This is a genomic window from Pseudomonas sp. 8Z (genome assembly GCF_902506535.1).
Lineage (GTDB): Bacteria > Pseudomonadota > Gammaproteobacteria > Pseudomonadales > Pseudomonadaceae > Aquipseudomonas.
Genome location: NZ_LR733824.1, coordinates 837,906 through 862,319 on the forward strand (window position 1 = coordinate 837,906; position 24,414 = coordinate 862,319).

At 60.5% G+C, this 24,414-nt stretch carries 24 protein-coding genes; 14 read left to right on the forward strand and 10 right to left on the reverse strand.

Annotation, left to right across the window (positions count from 1 at the left end; genetic code table 11):
* Positions 1-173 precede the first annotated feature (173 nt).
* Positions 174-1,376 (reverse strand): tyrosine--tRNA ligase, encoded by a 1,203-nt coding sequence (tyrS, locus tag AERO9A_RS03855; RefSeq protein ID WP_159970695.1) that lies wholly within the window; start codon positions 1,374-1,376, stop codon positions 174-176.
* 209 nt (positions 1,377-1,585) lie between these two features.
* Here tyrS and AERO9A_RS03860 point away from each other — a divergent pair, with 209 nt between their 5' ends.
* On the forward strand, positions 1,586-3,013 hold the full coding sequence (locus AERO9A_RS03860) for a peptidoglycan DD-metalloendopeptidase family protein (RefSeq protein WP_159970582.1): 1,428 nt from the start codon (positions 1,586-1,588) through the stop codon (positions 3,011-3,013).
* A 3-nt stretch (positions 3,014-3,016) separates the two neighbouring features.
* Complete coding sequence (locus AERO9A_RS03865; RefSeq protein WP_159970583.1) at positions 3,017-4,114, forward strand: anhydro-N-acetylmuramic acid kinase; 1,098 nt, start codon at positions 3,017-3,019, stop codon at positions 4,112-4,114.
* Positions 4,115-4,160: 46 nt separating this feature from the next.
* On the opposite strand, the gene erpA is transcribed toward AERO9A_RS03865, so the two are convergent.
* From erpA to AERO9A_RS03880, 3 genes are all read right to left on the reverse strand, one after another.
* Complete coding sequence (gene erpA / locus AERO9A_RS03870) at positions 4,161-4,511, reverse strand: iron-sulfur cluster insertion protein ErpA (protein WP_159970584.1); 351 nt, start codon at positions 4,509-4,511, stop codon at positions 4,161-4,163.
* 72 nt (positions 4,512-4,583) lie between these two features.
* Positions 4,584-4,997, reverse strand: coding sequence for a polymer-forming cytoskeletal protein (locus tag AERO9A_RS03875; RefSeq protein WP_159970585.1), 414 nt, complete (start codon positions 4,995-4,997; stop codon positions 4,584-4,586).
* Between the two features lie 9 nt (positions 4,998-5,006).
* Positions 5,007-5,729, reverse strand: a complete 723-nt coding sequence (locus AERO9A_RS03880) for a DUF6776 family protein (protein ID WP_159970586.1) — start codon at positions 5,727-5,729, stop codon at positions 5,007-5,009.
* A gap of 253 nt (positions 5,730-5,982) precedes the next feature.
* Here AERO9A_RS03880 and hemJ point away from each other — a divergent pair, with 253 nt between their 5' ends.
* The 4 genes from hemJ to AERO9A_RS03900 all read left to right on the forward strand — a co-directional run bounded on the left by hemJ (position 5,983) and on the right by AERO9A_RS03900 (position 9,770).
* Entirely contained in the window at positions 5,983-6,411 is a 429-nt protein-coding gene (gene hemJ, locus AERO9A_RS03885; protein WP_159970587.1) for a protoporphyrinogen oxidase HemJ, read from the forward strand.
* Between the two features lie 84 nt (positions 6,412-6,495).
* Complete coding sequence (locus tag AERO9A_RS03890) at positions 6,496-7,761, forward strand: alanine racemase (RefSeq protein ID WP_159970588.1); 1,266 nt, start codon at positions 6,496-6,498, stop codon at positions 7,759-7,761.
* A gap of 233 nt (positions 7,762-7,994) precedes the next feature.
* The gene (locus tag AERO9A_RS03895) at positions 7,995-8,972 is read left to right on the forward strand and encodes a DUF805 domain-containing protein (protein ID WP_159970589.1); all 978 of its coding nucleotides are present in this window, start codon (positions 7,995-7,997) and stop codon (positions 8,970-8,972) included.
* Between the two features lie 9 nt (positions 8,973-8,981).
* A complete protein-coding gene (locus tag AERO9A_RS03900; protein WP_159970590.1) occupies positions 8,982-9,770 on the forward strand; it encodes an SDR family oxidoreductase in 789 nt (262 codons plus the stop codon).
* Between the two features lie 6 nt (positions 9,771-9,776).
* Here the strand turns inward: AERO9A_RS03900 and AERO9A_RS03905 are convergent, their stop codons facing one another.
* Positions 9,777-11,258 (reverse strand): AAA family ATPase, encoded by a 1,482-nt coding sequence (locus AERO9A_RS03905; RefSeq protein ID WP_159970591.1) that lies wholly within the window; start codon positions 11,256-11,258, stop codon positions 9,777-9,779.
* A gap of 120 nt (positions 11,259-11,378) precedes the next feature.
* Here AERO9A_RS03905 and AERO9A_RS03910 point away from each other — a divergent pair, with 120 nt between their 5' ends.
* Both AERO9A_RS03910 and coq7 read left to right on the forward strand, forming a co-directional pair.
* Complete coding sequence (locus AERO9A_RS03910) at positions 11,379-12,209, forward strand: formylglycine-generating enzyme family protein (protein ID WP_256665844.1); 831 nt, start codon at positions 11,379-11,381, stop codon at positions 12,207-12,209.
* Between the two features lie 60 nt (positions 12,210-12,269).
* Positions 12,270-12,917, forward strand: a complete 648-nt coding sequence (coq7, locus tag AERO9A_RS03915; protein ID WP_159970593.1) for a 2-polyprenyl-3-methyl-6-methoxy-1,4-benzoquinone monooxygenase — start codon at positions 12,270-12,272, stop codon at positions 12,915-12,917.
* Between the two features lie 47 nt (positions 12,918-12,964).
* Here the strand turns inward: coq7 and AERO9A_RS03920 are convergent, their stop codons facing one another.
* Positions 12,965-13,387: an OsmC family protein gene (locus AERO9A_RS03920; RefSeq protein ID WP_159970594.1), complete on the reverse strand. Its 423-nt coding sequence runs from the start codon at positions 13,385-13,387 to the stop codon at positions 12,965-12,967.
* 236 nt (positions 13,388-13,623) lie between these two features.
* Between AERO9A_RS03920 and crp the strand changes: the two genes are divergently transcribed.
* Complete coding sequence (gene crp / locus AERO9A_RS03925; protein ID WP_159970595.1) at positions 13,624-14,268, forward strand: cAMP-activated global transcriptional regulator CRP; 645 nt, start codon at positions 13,624-13,626, stop codon at positions 14,266-14,268.
* Positions 14,269-14,316: 48 nt separating this feature from the next.
* Here crp and trpC read toward each other — a convergent pair whose 3' ends face one another.
* From trpC to AERO9A_RS03945, 4 genes are all read right to left on the reverse strand, one after another.
* Positions 14,317-15,156, reverse strand: a complete 840-nt coding sequence (trpC, locus tag AERO9A_RS03930) for an indole-3-glycerol phosphate synthase TrpC (protein WP_159970596.1) — start codon at positions 15,154-15,156, stop codon at positions 14,317-14,319.
* Positions 15,153-16,199: an anthranilate phosphoribosyltransferase gene (gene trpD, locus AERO9A_RS03935; protein ID WP_159970597.1), complete on the reverse strand. Its 1,047-nt coding sequence runs from the start codon at positions 16,197-16,199 to the stop codon at positions 15,153-15,155. The genes trpC and trpD overlap by 4 nt, the downstream gene beginning before the upstream one ends.
* Complete coding sequence (locus AERO9A_RS03940; protein ID WP_159970598.1) at positions 16,196-16,792, reverse strand: aminodeoxychorismate/anthranilate synthase component II; 597 nt, start codon at positions 16,790-16,792, stop codon at positions 16,196-16,198. Before AERO9A_RS03940 ends, trpD begins: the two co-directional genes overlap by 4 nt.
* 300 nt (positions 16,793-17,092) lie before the next feature.
* Entirely contained in the window at positions 17,093-17,755 is a 663-nt protein-coding gene (locus AERO9A_RS03945; RefSeq protein WP_159970599.1) for a GntR family transcriptional regulator, read from the reverse strand.
* A gap of 295 nt (positions 17,756-18,050) precedes the next feature.
* On the opposite strand from AERO9A_RS03945, the gene AERO9A_RS03950 reads away from it, so the two are divergent.
* From AERO9A_RS03950 to AERO9A_RS03970, 5 genes are read left to right on the forward strand one after another with little or no spacing between them, the layout of a single operon-like run.
* Complete coding sequence (locus tag AERO9A_RS03950; protein ID WP_159970600.1) at positions 18,051-19,283, forward strand: NRAMP family divalent metal transporter; 1,233 nt, start codon at positions 18,051-18,053, stop codon at positions 19,281-19,283.
* Between the two features lie 11 nt (positions 19,284-19,294).
* Positions 19,295-20,065 (forward strand): LamB/YcsF family protein, encoded by a 771-nt coding sequence (locus AERO9A_RS03955; protein ID WP_159970601.1) that lies wholly within the window; start codon positions 19,295-19,297, stop codon positions 20,063-20,065.
* The gene (locus tag AERO9A_RS03960) at positions 20,062-20,868 is read left to right on the forward strand and encodes a putative hydro-lyase (RefSeq protein ID WP_159970602.1); all 807 of its coding nucleotides are present in this window, start codon (positions 20,062-20,064) and stop codon (positions 20,866-20,868) included. Before AERO9A_RS03955 ends, AERO9A_RS03960 begins: the two co-directional genes overlap by 4 nt.
* Before the next feature lie 9 nt (positions 20,869-20,877).
* Complete coding sequence (locus AERO9A_RS03965) at positions 20,878-22,491, forward strand: 5-oxoprolinase/urea amidolyase family protein (protein ID WP_159970603.1); 1,614 nt, start codon at positions 20,878-20,880, stop codon at positions 22,489-22,491.
* On the forward strand, positions 22,488-24,221 hold the full coding sequence (locus tag AERO9A_RS03970) for a biotin carboxylase N-terminal domain-containing protein (protein WP_159970604.1): 1,734 nt from the start codon (positions 22,488-22,490) through the stop codon (positions 24,219-24,221). The genes AERO9A_RS03965 and AERO9A_RS03970 overlap by 4 nt, the downstream gene beginning before the upstream one ends.
* Positions 24,222-24,414 lie beyond the last annotated feature (193 nt).

Genomic DNA, 24,414 nt, shown 5'->3' on the forward strand with positions numbered 1-24,414 from the left:
CTTCTCTCAAGCGGGAGGCAAATCATACAGCGTTCAAAACCGCTGTCAACACCTCTTTTCTACCGCTCTCGATCCACTTGATCGAATCACCAACAGGACTCAACCACCACCCTGTCGACCGGCGCGCATTCTACATCCAGCAGAATACGCGTCAAGCCTTGATTGCAGTCTTGTTACTCTGCTTTGAGGAGCGTGATGCGCGCAAAGGCTTTCTTACCAGCCTGACAGATATGAGTGGAACCTACTTTGAAGAGGAAGGCGCGATCGACCACCTCACCGTCAACACGCACGCCACCCGACCCAAGAAGATCGCGAGCTACCGCTGCATTTTTAACCAAGCCTGCCTTGTTAAGAACAGAGGAGATCGGCATATCCTCAGCCGAAGCCAGCTCCACCCCTGGCAAATCTTCGGGCAACTCGCCATCTTTCATGCGATTACCAGCAGAACGGTGTGCGCTGGCAGCAGCCTCCTTACCATGGAAGCGCGCAACGAGCTCTTCAGCCAGCTTGATTTTGATATCGCGAGGATTCGCTCCCTGCTCGACATCACGCTTGAACTGCCCAATCTCCTCCATGGTACGGAAGCTGAGCAGCTCGAAGTAACGCCACATCAGTGCATCTGGCATGGACACCAGCTTGCTGTACATCACACCTGGCGCCTCTTGGATACCGACGTAGTTACCAAGAGACTTGGACATCTTCTTCACACCATCGAGCCCTTCGAGCAAGGGCATGGTGACAATGCACTGCGATTCCTGACCGTAGGCACGCTGCAACTCGCGTCCCATCAGCAAGTTGAATTTCTGGTCGGTACCACCAAGCTCCACATCAGCCTTTAGCGCAACGGAGTCATACCCCTGAACCAATGGGTAGAGGAACTCATGAATGGCGATCGACTGATTGCTGGTGTAGCGCTTATCGAAATCGTCGCGCTCAAGCATCCGCGCCACGGTGTACTGCGATGCCAGGCGAATAAATTCAGCCGGTTTGAGCTGATCCATCCATGTGGAGTTGAACGCCACCTCGGTCTTAGCCGGATCGAGAATCTTGAAGACCTGCTGCTTATAGGTCTCAGCGTTATCCAGCACCTGCTCACGAGTTAGAGGCGGGCGAGTAGCGCTCTTGCCACTCGGATCACCAATCATTCCGGTGAAGTCACCAATCAGGAAGACCACCTGATGCCCCAGCTCCTGAAACTGACGCAGCTTATTAATAAGGACGGTATGACCGAGATGCAGATCGGGCGCAGTAGGGTCGAAACCCGCCTTGATCCGCAGCGGCTGACCGCGCTTGAGCTTTTCTACCAGCTCAGCCTCAACCAGAACCTCTTCCGCACCACGCTTGATAAGCGCCAGCTGCTCTTCAACCGACTTCATAAAATGACTCGCAATGACCGTATTCAAAAGGGATCCAACCATACAAGAACGCCAACAAATCACAAGTTTTGCTCAGCGCAAGGCAGCCCCGGCGTCGTTCATCATCTGCAGGGTTGCCTCTGGGCGGTTTTGGTTATATTTTATACAGTTAGTGCATATTCATCATGCGCTTCTTTTAATCTTCATCTTTTCACTTCAAAAGCAGCCCTATGACCTCTACATCTAAAGCGCCGCCACTCTATCCAAAGTCCCATATTCTGGCAGCGAGCGGCGTTGCTGCGCTCTTGAGCCTGGCTCTGCTGGTGTTTCCTTCGCGTGAAGTCGAAGCGCAGAAGACATTCATCGATCTGGATCTCGGCAACGATGCCGAAATGGTGCTGCAGGAAAAGGATGACCTCCGAGCGGGACGAGCAGACGACAAAACTGCCTCTCCATTTGCTCTGATTGAAGAAAGCTCGGACACCGAGCACAGCGCTGGACTAGAAGACGCTGACGAAAACGCTCTCGCTGCTGCAGACCTGCCCCCCGACGACCCAACCCACAAAAGCATCACCGTAACTAACGGCGATACGCTTTCAACGGTATTCGCCAAAGTGGGCTTGAATGCCAACGACCTTCATGAGGCGCTAAATAGCAGTAAGGACGCCAAGCAATTTAGCAACCTCAAGATAGGCCAAGTCCTGCAGTTCGAACTGGACGAGGAAGGCAAACTCAAGAATCTTCAAAGCAAGCTCAACGAGCTGGAAACCATTCGCCTGAGCCGTACCGACAAGGGCTATGAGTTTCAGAGTGAGGTGGTCAAACCTGAGGTCGTCGATACTTACAGCCATGGCGTGATCAACAGCTCGCTATTCCTCTCGGCAAAGCGCGCTGGCCTCTCTCATGGCCTGACGATGGAACTGGCGAATATATTTGGTTATGACATCGACTTCGCCATGGATATTCGCGACGGCGACGAGTTCGAACTGGTTTACGAAAATAGGGTGATCAACGGCAAGCGTGTCGGCACAGGCGACATTCTATCTGCCCGCTTCACCAATCGAGGCAAGACCTACACCGCGGTGCGCTACACCGACCGTCAGGGCAACACCAGTTACTACACCGCCAATGGCGAGAGCATGCGCAAGGCGTTCATCCGTACCCCGGTCGACTTTGCTCGCATCAGCTCGCGCTTTTCAAATGGGCGCAAGCACCCGATTCTCAACAAGATCCGTGCCCACAAAGGCGTCGACTACGCAGCCCCCCGCGGCACGCCGATCAAGGCTGCCGGTGATGGCAAGGTCGTCCTCGCCGGTCGCAACGGTGGTTACGGCAATACCGTGATTCTCCAGCATGGCCAGCGCTACCGGACGCTTTATGCACATATGCAAGGTTTTGCCAAAGGCATGCGTAATGGCATTAACGTCAAACAAGGCCAGATCATTGGCTATATCGGTACGACCGGCCTTTCCACAGGACCTCACCTGCACTATGAGTTCCAGGTCAACGGCGTGCATGTAGACCCACTGAGCCAGAAGCTGCCAATGGCTGACCCGATCGCTGCCAACGAGAAATCGCGTTTCATGCAGCAAAGCAAGCCATTGATGGCTCGCATGGATCAGGAAAGAGCCACCATGCTGGCCGCCAATAAGCCTTAATCCATGTCTTACCTCTATATCGGCGTGATGTCCGGCACCAGCCTAGACGGACTGGACATTGCGCTGATTGAACAGGCCAGCCATACCACGCGCCTGATCGCGACACTCTACCGCCCTCTTCCTGACCCACTGCGTTGCGCACTGCTGCAGCTCTGCAGCCCTGGCGATGATGAGCTTGCGCGCGCAGCCATTGCCGAAAATCAATGGGCGGAGCTGGCAGCAGACTGCATCAATACGCTGCTCCAACAGCAAAGCTTGGCGGCAGAGCAGATTCGTGCGATTGGCAGCCATGGTCAGACCGTGCGCCATGAGCCGACTCGCGGCTTTACCATCCAGATCGGTAATCCAGCCCTTTTGGCAGAGCGTACCGGGATCCGCGTTATCGCAGACTTCAGGCGGCGTGACGTTGCAGCAGGCGGCCAAGGTGCGCCACTGGTGCCAGCCTTTCATGAGGCACTGTTTGGCTCAGAGCAGCAATGCACCGCCATCCTCAACATCGGGGGATTCAGTAACCTGAGCTTGCTCACAGCAGAACATGAAGTACACGGATTCGACTGCGGCCCAGGAAACGTGCTGCTCGATGCCTGGATACAACATTGCCGCAATGAATCCTACGACCGCGACGGTGCCTGGGGTGCAAGCGGGACAGTGCAGCAAGCGTTACTCAGCGACCTACTAAGTGATCCCTTCTTCTCGACCCATGGACCAAAGAGCACGGGGCGCGAGCTATTCAACCTAAACTGGCTGCTCAGTCACCTGAAACGCCACCCGCAAGTCGCCGAACAGGACGTGCAGGCGACGTTGGTAGAGCTGACCGCCCGCAGCATCTGTGAAGCCTTGCAGCAGGCTCAAACGCAGACTGACCGCCTACTGGTTTGCGGTGGCGGGGCACATAATCGATACCTAATGGCACGCATGAGTGCCCTGCTTGCCAGCACAGAAGTCGCATCCACTAGCAGTTGTGGCATCGACCCGGACTGGATCGAGGCAATGGCCTTCGCCTGGCTCGCACACTGCACACTGGAAGGCATTGCCGCCAATAGACCCAGTGTCACTGGCGCACGCGGGCTACGCGTACTCGGCGCCATCTATCCGGCCTAAATGAAAACGCCGCATACAAGACGCGGCGTTAGCGAACATAGATCGATCAGATCGAGAACGACGAACCACAGCCACAAGTCGTTGTGGCGTTGGGATTCTTGATCACAAAGCGCGACCCTTCCAGGCCTTCTTGATAATCGACCTCCGAGCCGACCAGGTACTGGAAGCTCATGGCATCGACGACCAAACTGACACCCTCGCGCTCGACAATGGTGTCATCTTCGGCAACGTCTTCATCGAAGGTGAAGCCATACTGGAAACCAGAACAACCGCCGCCCGTGACGAATACGCGTAGTTTCAGACGCGGATTGCCTTCTTCATCAACCAGGTTCTTCACCTTACTGGCTGCGCCCTGGGTGAAGTGCAAGGGGGCAGGGGTGAAGCTTTCGACGCTCATGCTGTACTCCCGGCGACATGCGCCATACTGCGTTAGGCATGCATTATCCGCTTGCCCTAGAAAATCGGTCAACTATTGCTCGACATCCAGCGTTTCAGGCAACTCTAACGGGCGTCCTTCGCCCTCCTTGATTGGGCACAGGCGTCCTTCGATTTGTGCGCCCATGGCCATTTCCATCAGAGCGTAATGAAGATTACCGCGAACCCGTGCGCGCGCCCCCAACTCAAGATGGGTCGAAGCGAAGACATCACCGACCACCTCACCGTCTACGACGATATGAGGTGCTCGAACCTCACCTTCAACCATGCCGCCAACGCTAATCCGAACCAACCCCTCAGACGCCACCAGATTGCCCGTGACCCGGCCATCGACCTGAACAGCCCCCTGAAAGCGCATGTTACCGATCAGCTCAGCCCCCGAGGCGATGAGACTGGTCTTACCGCTAAAACGCTGTAAATCTGGTTTTGGCTTCTCTTTATTCCACATGAGCGGGTGTTACTCCTTCTTTAACCATTTGAATGTACGACTCTGCAGCTTTTGCCCGCTAACTTCGGCCTCGACCTTAACCTGACTCGGCACGAACCCTTTCGGCAACGCTAATTCACCAAAGCGACCAGCCTCGGGCAAGGATTGAAAATGCTTGAAGGAAAATGGCGTTTTCTCACCCTCGAACTCCTCGCTGACTGCAGCTAGAGCAAGCTTGGCGGCTTTACCATCCTGCTTACCCTCGATACTGATGCGCAGTTTTCCTTCCAGCGGTTGTTCGGCAGAGCCAACGCGACTGAGCAGCAGTTTGTAGCGAAAACGCAATGGATCATCGGTCGCTTGAAGTTCGAAGGCGCGAATACGCAATCCATCTCGACGACTGCCAGGCGCTAACACCCCCTTGTAGAACGCGACATCCTGTTGCAACGCGAAAACCTGCTCCTCAAGCAGCTTGATAGTTCGGCGATTTTGCTCCATCGCCTGCTGGCCTACCTTCTCGCCGCTCCCCACGACAGCCAGACGCTGACGAAGAAACTCCAGCTCCTTGTCCTGCTCGACGATGCGCGCCTGCAGCGTCTGGGTTTCTTCGGCATCTGGCGCGAACCCCAAGTAGGCAATGAACCATCCAGCCGCGAATACCAGAGGAATGCTCAGCACCAGAAACCATACGAGACGACGACGCAAGCGCTCACGTCGCGGATCACTGAAACGAACCTCCCAGCCAGCACTCATGGCAACGCCCGCAGGTAGCCGACCAGGGCTTGCACGACATGCCGCCACAACAGAACAACGCCATAAGTTGTAACGCCCCCACTCGCTGGCAGCTCAAAGCCGATCACATCGTTGACCATCAAATGCCCCCGCCAGATACAACTGGTAAACCGGCGATGATAAAGCTGCATTGGCCAGGCGCCAAACCCGATGGTGACGCAGTAGCGTGACAACCTCTACTATCCGGCACATTAGATGCCCCGAGGATGCCCCCATGCTATACCTGTGGCTCAAAGCCTTTCACATCATCGCAGTGGTCTGCTGGTTCGCCGGTCTGTTCTACCTACCAAGGTTGTTCGTCTATCACGCCATGAGCAGCGATGCGACCAGCCACGAACGCTTCTGCATCATGGAGCGCAAGCTCTATCGCGGGATCATGATGCCCTCGATGATTCTGACCCTAGCATTAGGGATCTGGCTAATCAGCCTCAACCCAAGCTACTACTTCAGCCAGGGATGGATGCACGCCAAGCTCACACTGGTCATTGCATTGGTGGCCTATCATCACGTCTGCGGCGCGCAGCTCAAACGCTTCGCACGCGGTGAAAACACCCGCGGCCACGTTTTCTATCGCTGGTTCAATGAAGCGCCTGTGCTGGCCTTGCTTGGCATCGTCATCTTGGTGGTCGTTCGCCCGTTCTAAAGACTTCAACGTGCCCTAGCCTGCTTTGCTCCGCCGATACCTACACTCGTGTCAAACCACCCAACAGAGACAACGCCACTGCCGATGAAACGCCGTCACTTCCTGGGCCTTGGCATACTTGGGCTGGCTGGAATCTGGGCGATACGCCCCGGTGACAGCGGCCAGCCCTATTCCCCCTACTTCGAATCGCTCAACGCGCAACTCAAAGCTGACAGTGACGGCCTACCGGTCTTAGTGCTGGACCTCGATCAACTCGACCAAAACACTGATTTGCTGGCTCAGCGCCTTGGCCAACGCCTGCAGTTACGCTTACCCGTCAAATCCCTGGCATCGCCGGGGCTGCTGCAATACCTTGCCAAGCGCCTCGACACCCAGCGTTTCATGGTTTTTCATCGACCACACCTGAATCACTTGGCGCGCAGCTTTCCACAGGCGGACCTGTTGCTGGGCAAGCCCATGTCGGCGCATGCGGCTCTCGACTTCTATCGCCAGTTACCGCACTACAGCACCTTCAATCCCGATCAGCAGCTAACCTGGTTAATCGACACGCAGGCGCGCCTGCAGGACTACGCGGCACTGGCCGAAGCCCTGCAGCGCCCACTGCGCATCGCCTTAGAAATCGATGTCGGCCTGCAACGCGGTGGTTTTGCCGACCCGGCCAACCTGTCGCATGCCCTACAGCTCCTGCAGACCCAAAGACCGAACCTGCACCTGCGAGGGCTGATGGGCTATGACGCCCATATCGCCCGAACACCGCCCTGGATCAGCAGTCGCGAGGCCTTCACACAAGCAACCCAGCGCTACGCCGATATGCTGGCGACAGCCCAAACCTTCACTGACATCTGGCCCACTCAGCCGCTGCTCAATGGTGCAGGCAGCCTGACCTATGCATTACACAGCCAGCTAGATACACCACTTAACGAGGTTACGGTGGGCTCGGCCTTAGTTAAGCCCGGCGATTTCGAGACCGAGTTGTTAAACGAGCATCGACCTGCACTGTGGATCGCCAGCCCGGTGCTCAAGGTGGTAGACGGCGCCCTGCCTTTCTTACAACCAGCACAGCGCGTGCTGGAGGCTTGGAATCCCAATCGTCAGCAGGCCTACTACCTTTATGGCGGACATTGGCCAGCCCAAGCAATTGCGCCTGAAGGGCTTGATTACGACAAACTGTATGGTCGCAGCGCCGACCAGGAGCGCCTGATTGGAAGTTCTGCGACCCGACTACAGGTCAATGACTGGGTATTTCTACGCCCATTGGTCAGCGAAGGGGTGATCGGCAGATTCCGTGAAATCCGCCTGCTGCGTGGCGGCCAGTTGGTTGGTCGCTGGTCAACACTGCCAAGTACGTGAATTGTGCTGCAGGCCGCTTGTGCTCTGGCCTGTGAGCGCTCTACGCTTCACCCGCCGAGCTGAGGTGCCGAAGCACACTGCTACGGCATCAAACTCACGACACTAGCAGTCCTTAGCGACAGATTGGCGAGATGCGCGCTTTACCGTCCAAGCGCCCTCATTCGCTGATTGCTCTGAATCACCTTCGTCAAACCCGGCCCCTGCCCATAACCCAAGCAGACAAGGAAGCTCGCATGAACCAACCGTCCTACAAGATCGTGTTCAACGGCGAACTGATGCCCGACACCACACTGGAAACGGTCAAGGAAAATCTCGCCCGCCTGTTCAAGAGCGACAGCACACGAATCAACGCGTTGTTCACAGGGGCGGCGGTAACCCTGAAAAAGGATCTGACCGAACGCGAAGCCGACCAGTATCTGGAGGCCTTGCAGAAAGCCGGTGCACGAGTGCGTAAAGAGCTGAATCTGGCAACAAGTCTGAGCCTGGTGCCAACAGAAGAGCATGCCGACAGCGCGCCAACCGAAGGCAGCGGAGCGTCCATGCCCTGCCCGAAATGCGGGCATGAACAGCCCAAGTCAGAGAGCTGCGGTGCTTGCGGCATCGTCATCGAGAAGTACCTCGCACGCCAAGCGCAGCTTGCCACTGCCCCTACGGCCGCAGCGCAAACGGCAACCTCGCCCTACGCACCGCCGCAAGCCGATGTCGCCGAAAACCTTCCGCAATTCGGCGAACTCAAGGTATTCAGCATCAGTGGGCGCATCGGGCGCATCCGCTATTTGGGCTGGTGCATGGCCATGCTGCTGTGCATGCTTCCACTGTCGTTGCTGTTCGTCGGCGCCTCGGCCATCTCCAGTATCCTCGGCACCCTGATCTTGGCGATCGGAGTCATTGCCATGCTTGCCGTTGGCGTGTTTATCGGTATCCAGCGGCTACACGATATCGGCTGGTCCGGCTGGTTATGGTTGATCAATTTCGTGCCCGTCGTGGGCGGCTTTTTCTCGCTGCTGATACTGATTGTTCCCGGCACCAAGAGTGTCAACCGCTACGGCCCACCGCCGCCGCCCAACAGCACCTCGGTCAAAGTGCTGGCAGGGTTGAGCCTGCTGGTGCCGGTCATCGCTATTCTTGCCGCCATTGCCTTACCGCAGTACCAGGGCTATGTCGAACGCGCCGCAAGTTCACAGCACACCAGCGACAGTGAGGCGCGCTGATTATCCGTCATGCCTAGCTATACATTGATTACCGGCGCCTCCAGCGGACTTGGCCTGGCGCTCGCCGAAGCACTGGCGCGTCGCGGGCGTAACCTGATTTTGGTAGCGCGTCGGCGCGATGCTCTGGAAAGCATCGCCAGCGAACTGGCACAGCGTTTCGGTGTGCAAGTGCTGTTTCGGCTTTGCGACCTCGGCAAACCCTTGCAGATATCCGGGCTGCTGCTGGAGCTGGAGGAAGGTGACTGGCATATCGACCTGTTGATCAACAATGCCGGGCGGGGCTATGCGGGGCCATTCCTTGAGCAGGATTGGATGCACGAACTGGAGCAACTGGAAGTCAATATGCTGGCCCTGACACGCCTGTGCCACGCGCTCGGCAAGCGCATGGCCCTGCAAGGCGGCGGGCAGATTCTCAACGTCGCCTCGGTCGCAGCGTTCCACCCTGGTCCCTGGATGAGCAGCTACTACGCCAGCAAGGCCTACGTCCTGCACTTGAGCGAGGGGCTACGCGAAGAACTGCGGCACTATGGCGTTCGTGTTTCGGTACTGTGCCCTGGCCCGACGCGCACCGCATTCTTTCGCAGCGCACGGATGAATGTCTCACGCCTGGAGCGCAGCGCCTGGATGATGAACGCCGATCAGGTTGCCCTATTCACCGTGCGTGCCCTGGAGAAAAATCAGCCGCTGATTATCCCCAATTGGCGCAATCGCCTGTTGGCAACCTTGCCGCGCCTGACCCCTCGCTGGCTGATGCGTAAACTGGCTGGCCGCATTACACAGCCCTTCACTAAGCGCTAGCGCCGTCTAGCCGGCATCGACCGTACGCCCATGAGCCCAACTACGCAGGGCCGCCAACTGCTCGGCCATCACCACGGACAAAGGCGCAGTCCCTTGCAGGGCACGCAGCAACAGCGCCTGGTCGACAGCCTGCTGCTGCGCCTGCCCGGCATACAAAGCGCTGACCACCGCCTGCTCGATCTCCGCCCCGGAAAAGCCTTCGCTGGCCTGCACCAACTGCGCAAGATCGAAACGGCTGACCTCCAACTCACGTCGCTCCAGATGAATACGGAAGATATCGGCACGCACCTCAGCCGCAGGCAAGTCGACGAAGAACAGCTCATCAAAACGCCCCTTGCGCACCAATTCAGGCGGCAACCGGTCGATTGCGTTAGCCGTGGCCACAACAAACACCGGCGCCTTGCGCTCGGCCATCCAGGTCAACAAAGTGCCAAGCACGCGCTGACTCACGCCCCCATCATGATCACCGCTGGCCAGGCCCTTCTCTACCTCGTCCATCCACAGCACGCAGGGCGCCATTTGCTCAGCGAGACGCAGCGCCTCGCGCAGGTTGCGCTCGGTCTCGCCGAAGAACTTGTTGTACAGACAGGCAAAATCCAGGCGTAGCAGCGGCAGGCCCCAAAGCCCGGCCACTGCCTTGGCGGCCAGGCTCTTGCCGCCACCCTGAACGCCGACCAGCATGACGCCCTTGGGTGCATCGAGCAGCTTACCCTCGAGGAAACCGGCCTGACGCTCAGCCAGCCAGCGTTTCAAATTGACCAGCCCGCCGACCTCGGCAAAGCGTGCGGTGTCGTACTCGAAACTGAGTACGCCTTCCAGATCCAGCAACTGGAACTTGGTCTTGTTCAGCTCGGGGATATCTTCCTGGGTGATCGCCCCATCATCACAGATGACATTACGCGCCAGCGCTCGCGCCTCGGCATGGCTGAGGCCGCGCAGGTTCTTCACCACCTGTTGCAGGGTACGGTTGTCGGTACGCACCCGAGCGCCGCGATTACCTTCGCTCCAGCGTGTAGCCTCGTCGCGCACGATACCCAGCAGTTCGTCTTCGGAAGGCAGGGAAAGGCTGAAGCGAGCCGCATAGCGCTGCACTTCCGGCGGCAGCTTGAGCGCGTGGGAAACCAGCACCAGGGTCGGCTTGTGCGCCGCCTCGCTCATGGCAATTTCCTTGAGCAGGCGCACCAGGCGGGGATTTTCGTCGAGGAACGGGTGCAGGTCGCACATCACATAAAGGTTCGCCTGCGGGTCGGCCTTGATCAGGCGCAGCGCAGCCTCGGGCTCCAGTGTCGGCGACTCACCGACATCCGCACCGCCGAAGCCCAGACGCTGTAGGCCCTCAGTCACCGACCAGGTGTGCAGGCCAAGCCCGCGCTTGACCGCCAGGCCAGTCAGCGTCTCCAGCACCCGAGGCTCATCCCAAGACTCGATGACCACCAGTTTGACCTTCGAATCCAGCACCAATCCCAAATCATGAATATCGTTCTTCAACACAAGCTCCTTGTGAAATTTGGCCCACCACAACAGCAGGGTTACCATCGCTCGTTTGGCAACGACGGGAAATACCGCATGCGCTGGCTGACCATAGATCCTCGCCGCAGGCCTCGTGTCGTGCAAGAGTCGAGCGCGCGCCAGCTCACCCACCCGATTCTCGGCGCATGCCTAGCTGCACTGCTTACGCTACCGGCAAGCGCCAGCGAAGCCTTTCGCGATCACCTACAAGACGGCGAGTCCGGGCCGGAACTGGTAAAAGTCCCGGCAGGTCGTTTTCTCATGGGCGATAGCAGCGGACGCGGCAATGACAACGAACGTCCGCCACGTAGCATCGTAATCGAGCGCCCCTTTGCCATTGGTCGCTATGAGATCACCTTCACCGACTGGCAGCACTACGCCAAAGCCACCGGGCAACCGATGCCAGACAACGAAGGCTGGGGGCTCTCAGCCCAACGGCCTGTGATTCATATTTCCTGGCATGAAGTCCAAGCCTATACGCGCTGGCTCTCGCAGCAGAGCGACGCGCGTTACCGCCTGCCAACCGAGGCCGAATGGGAATACGCCGCGCGCGGTGGCAGCCAGAGCTACTACTGGTGGGGGGATGAACTCGACAGCACAGAACAGGCACCACGCGCCCACTGCCGCGGTTGCGCCACCTCGCGACTGCTGCGCAACAAAACCGCTGCCGTCGGGCAGTTCCCGGCCAATGGCTTCGGCCTGCATGACACAGCGGGCAATGTCTGGGAGTGGACCGCCTCTCGCTTCACTCAGCGCTTCGACGGCAGCGAAACCCAGAGTGCTGCCCTACTCGACGATAGCCCCCGCGCGGTACGCGGCGGCGCCTGGAACAGCGGCCCGGTCTATCTGAGAAGCAGCATGCGCGACCTCAAGCAGCCGCAGCACCGCGACTATGCCCTGGGATTTCGCGTGCTGCGCGAACTGCCCTGAGCACGGACGTTCGCGCAACTTTGCAGTAAACTAGGCCGTCGTACCATCCGGAGGTGCCCCATGGCCAGCGAACGCCACTATTCACCTGTCGATCGCCTGTTACTGCAGGCCGACACTGCCCTGCGTACCCTGCTGCCATTCAGCGGTGCATCCGCCCGCCCCTCGCCCGCCATCGTGCAGACCGAGAGTGAAATGAGCAGTGAGGAGTCTCGCCACGTGGCCGGTCTCATGCGGATCAATCACACGGGTGAAGTCTGTGCTCAGGCGCTCTATCAGGGCCAAGCCCTGACCGCCAAATTGCCCGAAGTCCGCGACGCCATGGAGCATGCAGCCGACGAAGAAGTCGACCACCTGGCCTGGTGTGAACAGCGTATCCGCGAGCTGGGTAGTCAACCCAGCCTGCTCAACCCACTGTTCTATGGTTTGTCCTTCGGCGTCGGCGCAGTGGCTGGCCTGGTCAGCGACCGCGTCAGCCTGGGCTTCGTCGCGGCCACCGAAGATCAGGTGTGTAAGCACCTCGACGAACATCTTGAGCAACTACCCGAGCATGATGCCAAGTCTCGCGCCATCCTCGAACAAATGCGCCTAGACGAACAGCAGCACGCCGATAGCGCCCTGGCGGCGGGCGGCGTGCGCTTCCCGGCACCGGTAAAGTTCGGCATGTCCCTGCTATCGAAGGTCATGACCAAAAGCACCTACCGCATCTGAAACAACAAGGGCGCCATTGGCGCCCTTGTTGTTTACGGCAAAGCGTCTTAGCCCAGCTCGACAATCTCGTAGTCGTGGCTGATATCCACACCACCGCGCCCCAGCATGATCGAGGCCGAGCAGTATTTCTCCGCAGATAACTCAACGGCACGCTTGACCTGAGCCTCCTTCAATCCACGGCCCTTGACCACGAAATGCAGGTGGATCTTGGTGAAGACCTTGGGCTCTTCGTCCGCACGCTCGGCGTCCAGAAACACCTCGCAGCTCTCCACCGGCTGACGCCCCTTGCGCAGAATGCTGACCACATCGAAATTGCTGCAGCCACCCAGGCCGATCAGCACCATCTCCATCGGGCGAACGCCCAGGTTGCGGCCACCAGCCTCGGGGGGGCCGTCCATCACCACGGCATGGCCGCTGCCGGACTCACCGAGGAACAGGGCTTCGCCAGCCCACTGCACGCGCGCTTTCATCTATCCAGGCTCCGTTGCTTTGCAAAGGTGTGCAGGTTAGCACAGGCCGTAGACACGCCGTTGTATGACCAATACGTCAAAGTTCAACTAGCCTGTGTTAGCCAGGTCACAAAACACACCACTGTTATCATGTGCCTGTTAAGCTGGCGCCGGAATGCTGGCACACTTGTCCAGATAAGTAATAAGGGATTGCCTGTTGGATAAAGGCCCACCTATCTATTATTCGGAATCCAGGCATGGTCGCGATTACCCTAACCCCAAAAATCAAGCACCTCGACAAACTGCTCGCGCATTGTCATCGCCGCCGCTATACGGCCAAAAGCACCATCATTTATGCAGGAGACCGCTGCGAAACCCTGTTTTTCATCGTCAAGGGCTCGGTCACCATCCTCATCGAGGATGATGACGGTCGCGAAATGATCATCGCCTACCTCAACGCGGGCGATTTCTTCGGTGAGATGGGCTTGTTCGAAAAAGAAGGCGCGGAGAAGGAGCGCAGCGCCTGGGTTCGCGCCAAGACCGAATGCGAAGTCGCGGAGATCAGCTATGCCAAGTTCCGCGAACTGACCCAGCAGGACCCGGACATCCTCTTCGCCCTCGGCAGTCAGATGGCCGAACGCTTGCGCAATACCACGCGTAAAGTTGGCGACCTGGCGTTCCTCGATGTCACTGGCCGTGTTGCACGCACCCTATTGGATCTGTGCAAACAACCCGATGCCATGACCCATCCCGATGGCATGCAGATCAAGATTACCCGACAAGAGATTGGCCGCATCGTCGGCTGCTCGCGCGAGATGGTCGGGCGCGTGCTCAAGTCCCTGGAAGAGCAGGGACTGGTGCACGTCAAAGGCAAAACCATGGTGGTCTTCGGCACCCGCTGAAGACCATCCAATAAAAAGCCGGCTTGATCGTCGGCTTTTTTATGCGCGCTATTCGGGGGCCGTGCCAATTACGGCAGGCCGACCACGCTCGGGAAAGAACAAGCGCTGCAGCTCGCCGCCGGGGTTTTCTGCACGCATGAAGGCTTCGCCGACGAGGAAAGCGTAAACCTCGTTAATCTCCATCAACTCGACATCGGCACGGTTGAGAATACCGCTTTCGGTCACCACCAGACGATCACGCGGAATACGCGGCAATAGATCGAGAGTGGTTTCCAGGCTGACATCGAAGGTATGCAGGTTGCGGTTGTTGATACCGACCAGAGGCGTGTCGAGGGTATTGAGTGCACGCTCCAATTCGTCGCCATCGTGCACTTCGACCAGTACGTCGAGGCCAACATCCTTGGCCACCGAGGCCAACTCGGCCATACGCCCATCATCCAGACAGGAAACGATCAACAGCACGCAGTCGGCACCCAACGCACGGGCCTCGACGATTTGGTACGGATCGACCATGAAGTCCTTGCGAATTACCGGCAGTGCACACGCCGCCCGCGCTTGCTGCAGGTACTGATCGGCGCCCTGGAAGAAGTCGATATCAGTCAGCACGGAGAGACAGGTCGCACCGCCACTCGCGTAACTGCGAGCAATATCGGCCGGCACGAAATCGGCGCGCAGAATACCTTTGCTGGGGGATGCCTTCTTCACTTCGGCGATCACGGCAGGCTGTTTGCGCGCGGCCTGCTCCAGCAGGGCACGGGCAAAACCACGTGGTGCCTCGGCACTGCGCGCAGCGGCTTCGAGTTCAGCCTGGCTGACCTGAGCACGGCGCACCGCCACTTCCTCGAACTTACGGGCGACGATCTTCTCCAGTACGGTTGGTACGCTCACCCTTCGTTCTCCTGTTTGAATACGGCGGTAAAGGACACCAGTTCCTCCAGCTTCTCGCGCGCAAGACCGGTATGCAGGGCGTCATGCGCCAACTGGATGCCTTCGCGCAGGCTGCTGGCATGGTCGGCGGCATACAGCGCTGCGCCGGCATTGAGCACGATCATATCGGCGGCCTTCTGGCCATTGTCGGTCTTGCGTCGCCCCAGTGCATCGCGGATCAACTCCAGCGACTGCTCAGCGTTATCGACGGTCAGGCCGATCAGGCTCTGGCTCTTGATGCCGAAATCCTCGGGCTGGATACGGTATTCGCTGACCACACCGTCCTTGAGCTCAGCCACGAAGGTCGGCGCGGCCAGGCTGATCTCGTCCAGGCCATCCTGCGCATGCACCACCAATACATGCTCACTGCCCAGGCGTTGTAGCACTTCAGCCATCGGGCGGCAAAGCGCCTGACTGAATACACCGATGACCTGATGCTTGGCTCCAGCCGGGTTGGTCATCGGGCCAAGCATGTTGAAGAGCGTGCGCAGGCCGAGCTCACGGCGCGGGCCGATGGCATGCTTCATCGCGCCATGATGAGACGGGGCGAACATGAAGCCGACACCGACCGCTTCGACGCAGCGGCCCACCTGCTCAGGCTTGAGCCCCAGGTAAACACCGGCAGCTTCGAGCAGATCAGCACTGCCGCTCTTGCCGGATACCGCACGGTTACCGTGCTTGGCCACTTTACCGCCTGCGGCTGCGACGACGAAGGCCGCTGCCGTGGAGACGTTGAAGATATTCATGCCATCGCCACCGGTGCCGCAGGTGTCGACCAGACGCTCGGCGTCGATCACCACCGGCGCGGCCAGTTCGCGCATCACGCTGGCGGCGCCGACGATCTCATCGATGGTCTCACTCTTCATCCGCATGCCCATCAGGAAGGCACCAACCTGGGCGTCAGTGCATTGGCCGGTCATGATCTCGCGCATGACGGCCTGCATTTCCTCGGTGGTCAGATCGAGCTGGTTGACGATCCGGCTCAAAGCCTCCTTGATGTTCATGCGCGCACGCCTCCGGTCTGCTTGAGGAAGTTGGCGAACAGTTCGTGGCCCTGCTCGGTGAGAATGGACTCGGGGTGAAACTGCACGCCTTCGACGTTCAGGGTCTTGTGACGCAGGCCCATGATCTCGTCGACCGAGCCGTCTTCATGTTGCGTCCAGGCGGTAACTTCCAGGCAATCGGGCAGGGTTTCACGCTTGACCACCAGGGAATGGTAGCGAGTCACGGTGAGCGGCTTGTTCAGCCCGGCGAACACGCCCTTGTCCTCGTGGAACACCGGGCTGGTCTTGCCGTGCATCACCTGACGCGCGCGCACCACGTCGCCGCCGTAAGCCTGACCGATGCTCTGGTGGCCGAGGCAGACGCCAAGGATCGGCAGCTTGCCGGCAAAATGCAGGATCGCCTCGATGGACACCCCAGCCTCGCTGGGCGTGCACGGGCCAGGCGAGACGACGATGCGCTCAGGCTTGAGTGCTTCGATCTCGGCAATACTAAGTTCGTCGTTACGAATGACGTGAACATCGGCACCCAGCTCGCCCAGGTATTGCACGACGTTGTAGGTAAAGGAGTCGTAGTTGTCGATCATCAGCAGCATTTTTTGCTTAACCTCTTGATTTTACTGCCTTAACTTCAAGCCTCTTCATCTAAAACCGGCATCTTTACCCGCCTTGGCTTGTGCTGGAGTTTGCACGGGCAGGATCAATGATTACAGGAGAAGGGCGAACAGGAAGATACCGGCAGGGCCGGCCAGGGAAGTTAGGCGCGCCAGCGCCAACGGGCGACGGCCTTGATCAGGCGCATCAGGAGGGTACTGCTATAGATCACGGGAGGTATCTCGCATCACGGTTGCGGCACAGTAGCCCAGCTAATGATCACGCGCAACCGTGAGCGCCGCTCAGCGTGAGCGACGTGCATAGGCGGCCAGCACGATCCGCTCGGACTGCACCAGATAGGCGTCCAGCGCCTGTGCCGCTTCCTGTGCCTGGCCTGCTTCGAGGCGTTCGAGAATCGAGGCATTCATATCGATGTAAGGCGAGTGCAGAAATTCGGCATCGTTGAGCAAGCCGAAGGCCAAACGCAGTTCAGCGGACAGGTGAGCATAAAACGTATTGAGGCGCTCACTGTCGGCCAGTTCGACGATTGCCGCGTGGAAAGCCATGTTAGCCGTGCCTGCGCCTCTCCAGTCCAGCGCTTGACGACAACGCTTGGCAGCCGCCACCGCCTCGGCCATGCGCAGTACCGCCGGGTGCTTGGGATACGCCTGCGCCAGCGCCTGGCACTCGATAAAGCGCCGTACTCGGTAAATATCGATGATCGACGCCATATCAGGCACCGCGACAAATACGCCGCGATTGGGCTCGTGCTTGAGCAAACCCTCCTGAGTGAGTACGCGAAAGGCCTCACGCAGCGTATTACGCGAGATGTCCAGGCTCGCGCTCAAGGCCGCCTCGGACAAACGCTGCCCCGGTACCAGCTCGCCATCGACCAACTGGCGACGGATCTCGGCCGTCACGGTTTCACCGAGGGTGCGCGGATTTTCAGGTGTGTCGTTGCTCATTGCTCCATCCGTTGCACTTACCCGTCATTCACTGATGTTCACCTGCTCGCTGCAGGCTGGCAGATGGTCTATGACTGCGCGCAGCCAGGCAAGCACTCTGGATGTAACCTCGCGCATCATGATGGAACACACCAGGGTAATTAGGTAACAAAATAGTGCATACATACCAACCAAACATCATGTATTGTTGAACAATTAATTCATTGTGAATCAACGATAGAGCCAAAAAGAAAGGGCATGGCACGCTGCTTGCGTTGTCTTCGGCAAACACCCAGCCAACGCTTTGGAGTGCCTCATGCAAGATCAAACCGCTAGCGACTTCACCCGCTCACGCCGCGCCTCTCTGACCGCCGCGATATTCCTGATGGCCACTTCGGCCATCGGCCCTGGCTTCATTACCCAGACCGCCACCTTCACCGCCACCATGGGCGCGGCTTTCGCCTTCGGCATTCTCGCCTCAATCCTGATCGACTTCGTGGTGCAGTTGAACGTCTGGCGCACCGTGTCCTTGACCGGCATGCGCGCCTCGGACCTGGCCAACGCCGCGATTCCCGGTAGCGGCTATCTGCTCGCCCTGCTGGTGATCTTCGGCGGTCTGGTATTCAACGTCGGCAACATCGCGGGCGCGGGCCTGGGCCTGAATGCCTTGATGGGACTTGATCCCAAATGGGGCGGAGCCCTGAGCGCCCTGGTGGCCATCGGCATCTTCCTGTCCAAGCGTGCAGGCATCGCCATCGACCGCCTGATCGTGGTGCTGGGTCTGCTGATGATTGTGCTCACCCTGTTCGTTGCCTTCGCCTCTAATCCGCCGCTGGGCGAGGCGCTGCGCCAGACTGTCTGGCCGGATCAGATCAACTTCGCCACCATCACCACCATCGTTGGCGGCACCGTGGGCGGCTACATCACCTATGCTGGCGCACACCGCCTGCTCGATCGCGGCCTCGTTGGCGAAGAACACATCAAGGAAGTCACCAAAGCAGCGCTCAGCGGTATCGCTATGACCGGCGTGATGCGCTACATCCTGTTTCTGGCGATTCTCGGCGTAGCCGTCAGCGGTGCGGTCATCGACACCTCAGGCAAAGGCGCCAACCCGGCAGCCCAGGCTTTCCAGGCCGCAGCCGGTGAACTCGGTCTGCGCACCTTTGGCTTGGTACTCTGGGCTGCCGCTATCACCAGCGTGATCGGTGCGGCCTACACCTCGATGTCGTTCATCACCGCCTTCGTGCCCGGCATCGGCGAGCGAGGGCGCAACCGTGCGACCGTGGCGTTCATCGCCGTGTCACTGAGTGTCTACCTGGCACTGGGCACTGCACCTGCCGCCCTGCTGCTATTTGCGGGCGGTTTCAACGGCTTGATTCTCCCCATTGGCCTGAGCATTTTCGTCTACGTGGGCTGGCGCCGCAGCGATCTGATGGGCGGCTATCACTATCCACGCTGGCTGCTGATGCTCGGCGCCATAACCTGCCTGCTGACCTGGTACATGGCAGCCAAATCGGTCGGCCCCATCCTCGCCTTCGTCAACCTCTAGGAGACTTCGACATGCCTTCCATCGACCTCAACAGCGACCTGGGCGAGAGCTTCGGCCAGTGGCACATGGGCGACGATGCCGCCATGCTCGATATCGTCAGCAGCGCCAACGTCGCCTGCGGTTTCCATGCGGGCGATCCGGCGGGCATCCTGCGCACCCTCAAGGCTGCCGCAGCCAAGGGCGTGACCATCGGCGCCCACGTCGCCTACCCGGATCTGGTTGGCTTCGGCCGCCGCAACATGGACGTGGCCAGCTTTGATCTGACCGCCGATGTGATCTACCAGATCGGCGCCCTACAGGCCCTGGCCACTGCCGCAGGCACCTCGGTGCGCTATGTGAAGCCCCACGGCGCGCTGTACAACACCATCGCTCACGACACCCGCCAGGCCCTAGCGGTGATCGAGGCGATCCGTGCGGTCGACGCGCGCCTGGTGCTCGTTGCCCTGGCTGGCTCACCGCTGATCGAGCTGGCCCGCCGCGAAGGCCTGACCTGCATCGCCGAAGCCTTCGCCGACCGCGCCTACACGCCGCAGGGCACTCTGGTGTCACGCCGCGAGCCAGGTGCCGTGCTGCACGACGCCGAACAGGTGGCCCAACGCATGCTGCGCCTGGTGCAAACCGGCGAGGTCGAAGCCATCGACGGCAGCCTCACCCGCATCGAAGCCGATTCCATCTGCGTGCACGGCGATAGCCCCGGCGCCATCCAAATGGCCCGCGAGGTGCGCCAGTTGCTGGAGCAGTCCGGCGTATCTCTGCAAGCTTTCGCCGGAGTTGCCCAATGAATGCCATCCAACGCGCCCAGCAGGCCGCCATTGCCGCCGCCCGCCAGGCCCGCGCCGAGTACCGCAGCGGCCGCGTCGCGCCCACCGCTGGTATCGCGCCGGGCATGACCCAAGCCAACCTGATCGCCCTGCCCCGCGACTGGGCCTACGACTTTCTGCTCTACGCCCAGCGCAACCCCAAGGCCTGCCCGGTGCTCGACGTGAGCGACGCCGGCAGCCCGCACACGGTACTGGCCGAAGGCGCCGACCTGCGCACCGACCTGCCGCTGTACCGTATCTGGCGTGATGGCAAGCTGGCCGAGGAAGTCAGCGACGCCACCGCCGCCTGGGCGGAACACACCGACATGGTGACCTTCCTGATTGGCTGCAGCTTCACCTTCGAGACCGGTCTGCAGGAAGCCGGTATCGAGGTGCGGCATATCGCCGATGGCTGCAACGTGCCGATGTACCGCAGCAATCGCGCCTGCCGCCCGGCGGGCCGTCTGCATGGCGAGATGGTGGTGTCGATGCGGCCAATCCCGGCGGATCGCGTCGCCGAGGCAGCCGCCATTTCCGGGCGCTATCCCTCGGTGCACGGCGCTCCGGTGCATATCGGCGAGCCACTGGGTCTGGGCATCGTCGATCTGCACAAGCCTGATTTCGGCGATGCCGTGCGTATCGAGCCCGGCGAAGTTCCGGTGTTCTGGGCCTGCGGCGTGACGCCCCAGGCGGCGGTCATGGCCTCCGGCGTGCCCTTCGCGATTACCCACGCCCCCGGCCATATGTTCATCACCGACGTGCCTGACAGCGCGTACCACGTTTAGGAGCTTGCAGTGCGTTTTCTCCCTGTAAACCTGAATGCGCTGCTGGTCGAGCTGGCGGATCTGGACGAAACCCTGGCACTGTTCGCGGCGCTGCAGGCCGAGCCCATCGCCGGGATCGAGGAAATCGTCCCGGCAGCGCGCACCCTGCTGATCCAATACCGCCCCAGCGCCATCGACCGCCAGAGCCTGATCGACAACCTCGCCGCTCGTGACCTCAGCCAGCGCAGCAGCCGCGCAAGCCGCCGGGTGGAAATCCCCGTGCACTACAACGGCGAGGATCTCGACGAAGTGGCCGGGCTACTCGGCATCAGCCGCGAAGAAGTGGTGCGCCGCCATACCAGCGCGGATTACGAAGTGGCCTTCTGCGGCTTCGCCCCCGGCTTCGCTTACCTGAGCGGCGGCGCCGAGTTTCAGGTGCCACGTCGGCAGACCCCGCGCACACGCATTCCAGCGGGCGCCGTGGCCCTGGCTGGCAACTTCAGCGGGATCTACCCCAAGGCCAGCCCCGGTGGCTGGCAAATCATCGGTGTCACCCCGCTACAAATGTGGGACTTGAACCGCGCCGAAGCAGCCCTGCTGCGCCCCGGCTACAAAGTGCGTTTTCAGGATGCCGGGCCGCTGCCAAGCGGTGGCCTGCCTGCGCGCCCGCAACCACCAGCCCCTGACCAGCCAAGTGGCGCGCACCTGGAAATTCTCAGCCCCGGCCTGCAAAGCGTGCTGCAGGATCTTGGCCGCGCCGGTCACACCGACCAGGGCGTGTCGCTGTCTGGTGCACTCGATCGTACAGCCCTGCGCGCCGCCAACCGCGTGGTGGGTAACGACTCGGCCTGCGCCTGTCTGGAAGTGGTGCTCGGCGGCCTGAGCTTCGTCTGCCGTGGCCGGGCGATCATCGCCGTGACGGGAGCCCGGACGCCGCTCAGCATCACCACCGCCAGCGGCCTGTACTGGCAGCCAGACAACTATCAACCTATCGAGCTGGACGACGGCGACCGCGTCAGCCTCGGCGCGCCCCAGGCCGGGCTGCGCAGCTACCTGGCGGTTCGCGGCGGTTTTCAGGTGCAGCCTGTGCTGGGCAGCCTGTCCTACGACAGCCTGGCTCAGGTCGGCCCAGAACCACTCAGGATCGGCGACCGTTTGCCCCTGGATGAGATCAGCGCCGGTAACAGCGTATCGCTACAAGAGTCGCCCGCCTTCGACCTGCCGACCACCCAGGACGTCATCACCCTGGACGTGGTCATGGGCCCGCGCAGCGACTGGTTCACCCAGGCGGCCATCGAACGCCTGAGCAGCCAGCCGTGGCGCGTCACCCCGCAATCCAATCGGGTCGGCATTCGCCTTGAGGGCGAGGTGCCGCTGGAGCGCTGCCAACATGACGAACTGCCCAGCGAAGGCACCTCACTGGGCGCCATCCAAGTGCCCGCCAGCGGCCAACCGGTGCTGTTTCTCGCCGACCACCCGCTGACCGGCGGCTATCCGGTGATCGCCGCCGTGGCCAGCCACCATCTGGATCTGGCCGGGCAAATCCCGATCAATGCACAGATTCGCTTCAATCCGATTGAGGCATTCGTTGAGCTTGTGCCCGACGCTTCCCTTCTCACTGCCGATGCGAAGAACCAGCCATGAAAAAAGTCCTGATCGCCAACCGTGGTGAAATTGCCATACGCATTGCTCGCGCCTGCCGCGACCACGGCGTGGCCTGCGTGGCCGTCTACGCCAATGCCGATAGCGACGCCCTGCACGTACGCCATGCCGACGAAGCCTACGCGCTGGACGGCGAACGCCCGGCCGATACTTACCTGAACATCGACAAACTGCTGGCCATCGCCAAACGCGCTGGCGCCGATGCCGTGCACCCCGGCTATGGCTTTCTCTCCGAGCGCGCTGACTTCGCCCGCGCCGTGCAGGGCGCCGGGCTGACCTGGATTGGCCCTAACCCACAAACCATCGACGTGCTCGGCGACAAGGTCGCCGCGCGCAAGCTCGCCCAACAGGTTGGCGCGCCGCTGGTGGCCGGTACACCCGGCCCGGTGCACAGCGCCGCCGAAGTGCTGGCCTTCGCCGAGCAGCACGGCCTACCCATCGCCATCAAGGCCGCATTCGGCGGTGGCGGGCGCGGCATGAAAGTGGCCTGGCGCATGGACGAAGTGGCCGAGCTGTACGCCTCGGCGGTGCGTGAAGCCGAAGCTGCCTTCGGCCGTGGCGAGTGCTTCGTCGAGCAGTTCCTCGACCGCCCGCGCCATATCGAAGCGCAGGTGATCGCCGACACCCACGGCAATGTCGTCGTGGTCGGCACCCGCGACTGCTCGCTGCAACGGCGCAACCAAAAGCTGGTGGAAGAAGCGCCAGCGCCGTTCATCAGCGAGGCGCAGCGCCAGCGCATTCACCAGTCCGCGCGCGACATCTGCGCCAAGGCCGGTTACGTCGGTGCCGGCACTGTGGAATACCTGCTCAGCGCCGATGGCACCCTGTCGTTTCTGGAGGTGAACACTCGCCTGCAAGTGGAGCACCCGGTCACCGAGGAAACCACCGGCGTCGACCTGGTGATCGAACAACTGCGCGTCGCCGACGGCCTGCCGCTGTCATTCAGTGCCACGCCAACACCGCGCGGACACAGCTTCGAGTTCCGTATCAACGCCGAGGACGCGGGCAAGGGCTTTTTGCCCACACCAGGGCGCATCAGCGAATTTCGCGCCCCCAGCGGCCCTGGCGTGCGCCTGGACAGCGGCGTGGAAAGCGGCTCGACGGTGCCCGGCAACTTCGACTCGATGATGGCCAAGCTGATCGTCACCGGCGCTACCCGCGAGCAGGCCATCAGCCGCGCCCGCCGTGCCCTGGCTGAATTTCAGATCGACGGTATCGCCTCGGTATTGCCCTTCCACCGCGCGGTGATGGACCACGAGGACTTCACCGCTGCCGAGCGCTTCGCCGTACACACGCGCTGGATCGAGACCGACTTCGCCGAACAAATCACCCTGGCCCCACGCACCCCGCCAGTGGCGGGCGACGCGGTGCTGCGCACCTTTATCGAAATCGACGGCAAGCGCCATGAACTGGGCCTACCCAGCGCCCTGCTGCAGGGTCTGGCCCCGCTTGGTGGCCCGGCGCAGTCTGCAGCGCAGGGCACAGCGCCTGCTGCCGAAGAAGGTCTGATCAGCGCGCCGATTTCCGGCAACCTGCATGCCTGGCTGGTCGAGGACGGCGCACAGGTAAAAGCAGGCGAGGTCATCGCGGTGATGGAAGCGATGAAGATGGAAACCCAAATCAGTGCGCCAGCAGATGGCACCCTGCATATTCGTGAGCAGGCCGGCGCCTATCTGGATGCCGGGGCGGCGTTGGCCAAGCTGGAGGGCTGAAATCGCCCCAGGTATCGCTGCGCTCCACCCAGGCTACAGCCAAGTAGGGTGGATCGGGGCGCGTACCCGACGCTCTTTTCATCCACCATCTTGCCGAACTCATGGTGGACGGATACAGCGTCGTCCACCTTACGGTTTGTAGCCTGGGTGGAGCGCGATCCCCAGGCAGCGGAAACGAAAAGGGCAGCCTGCT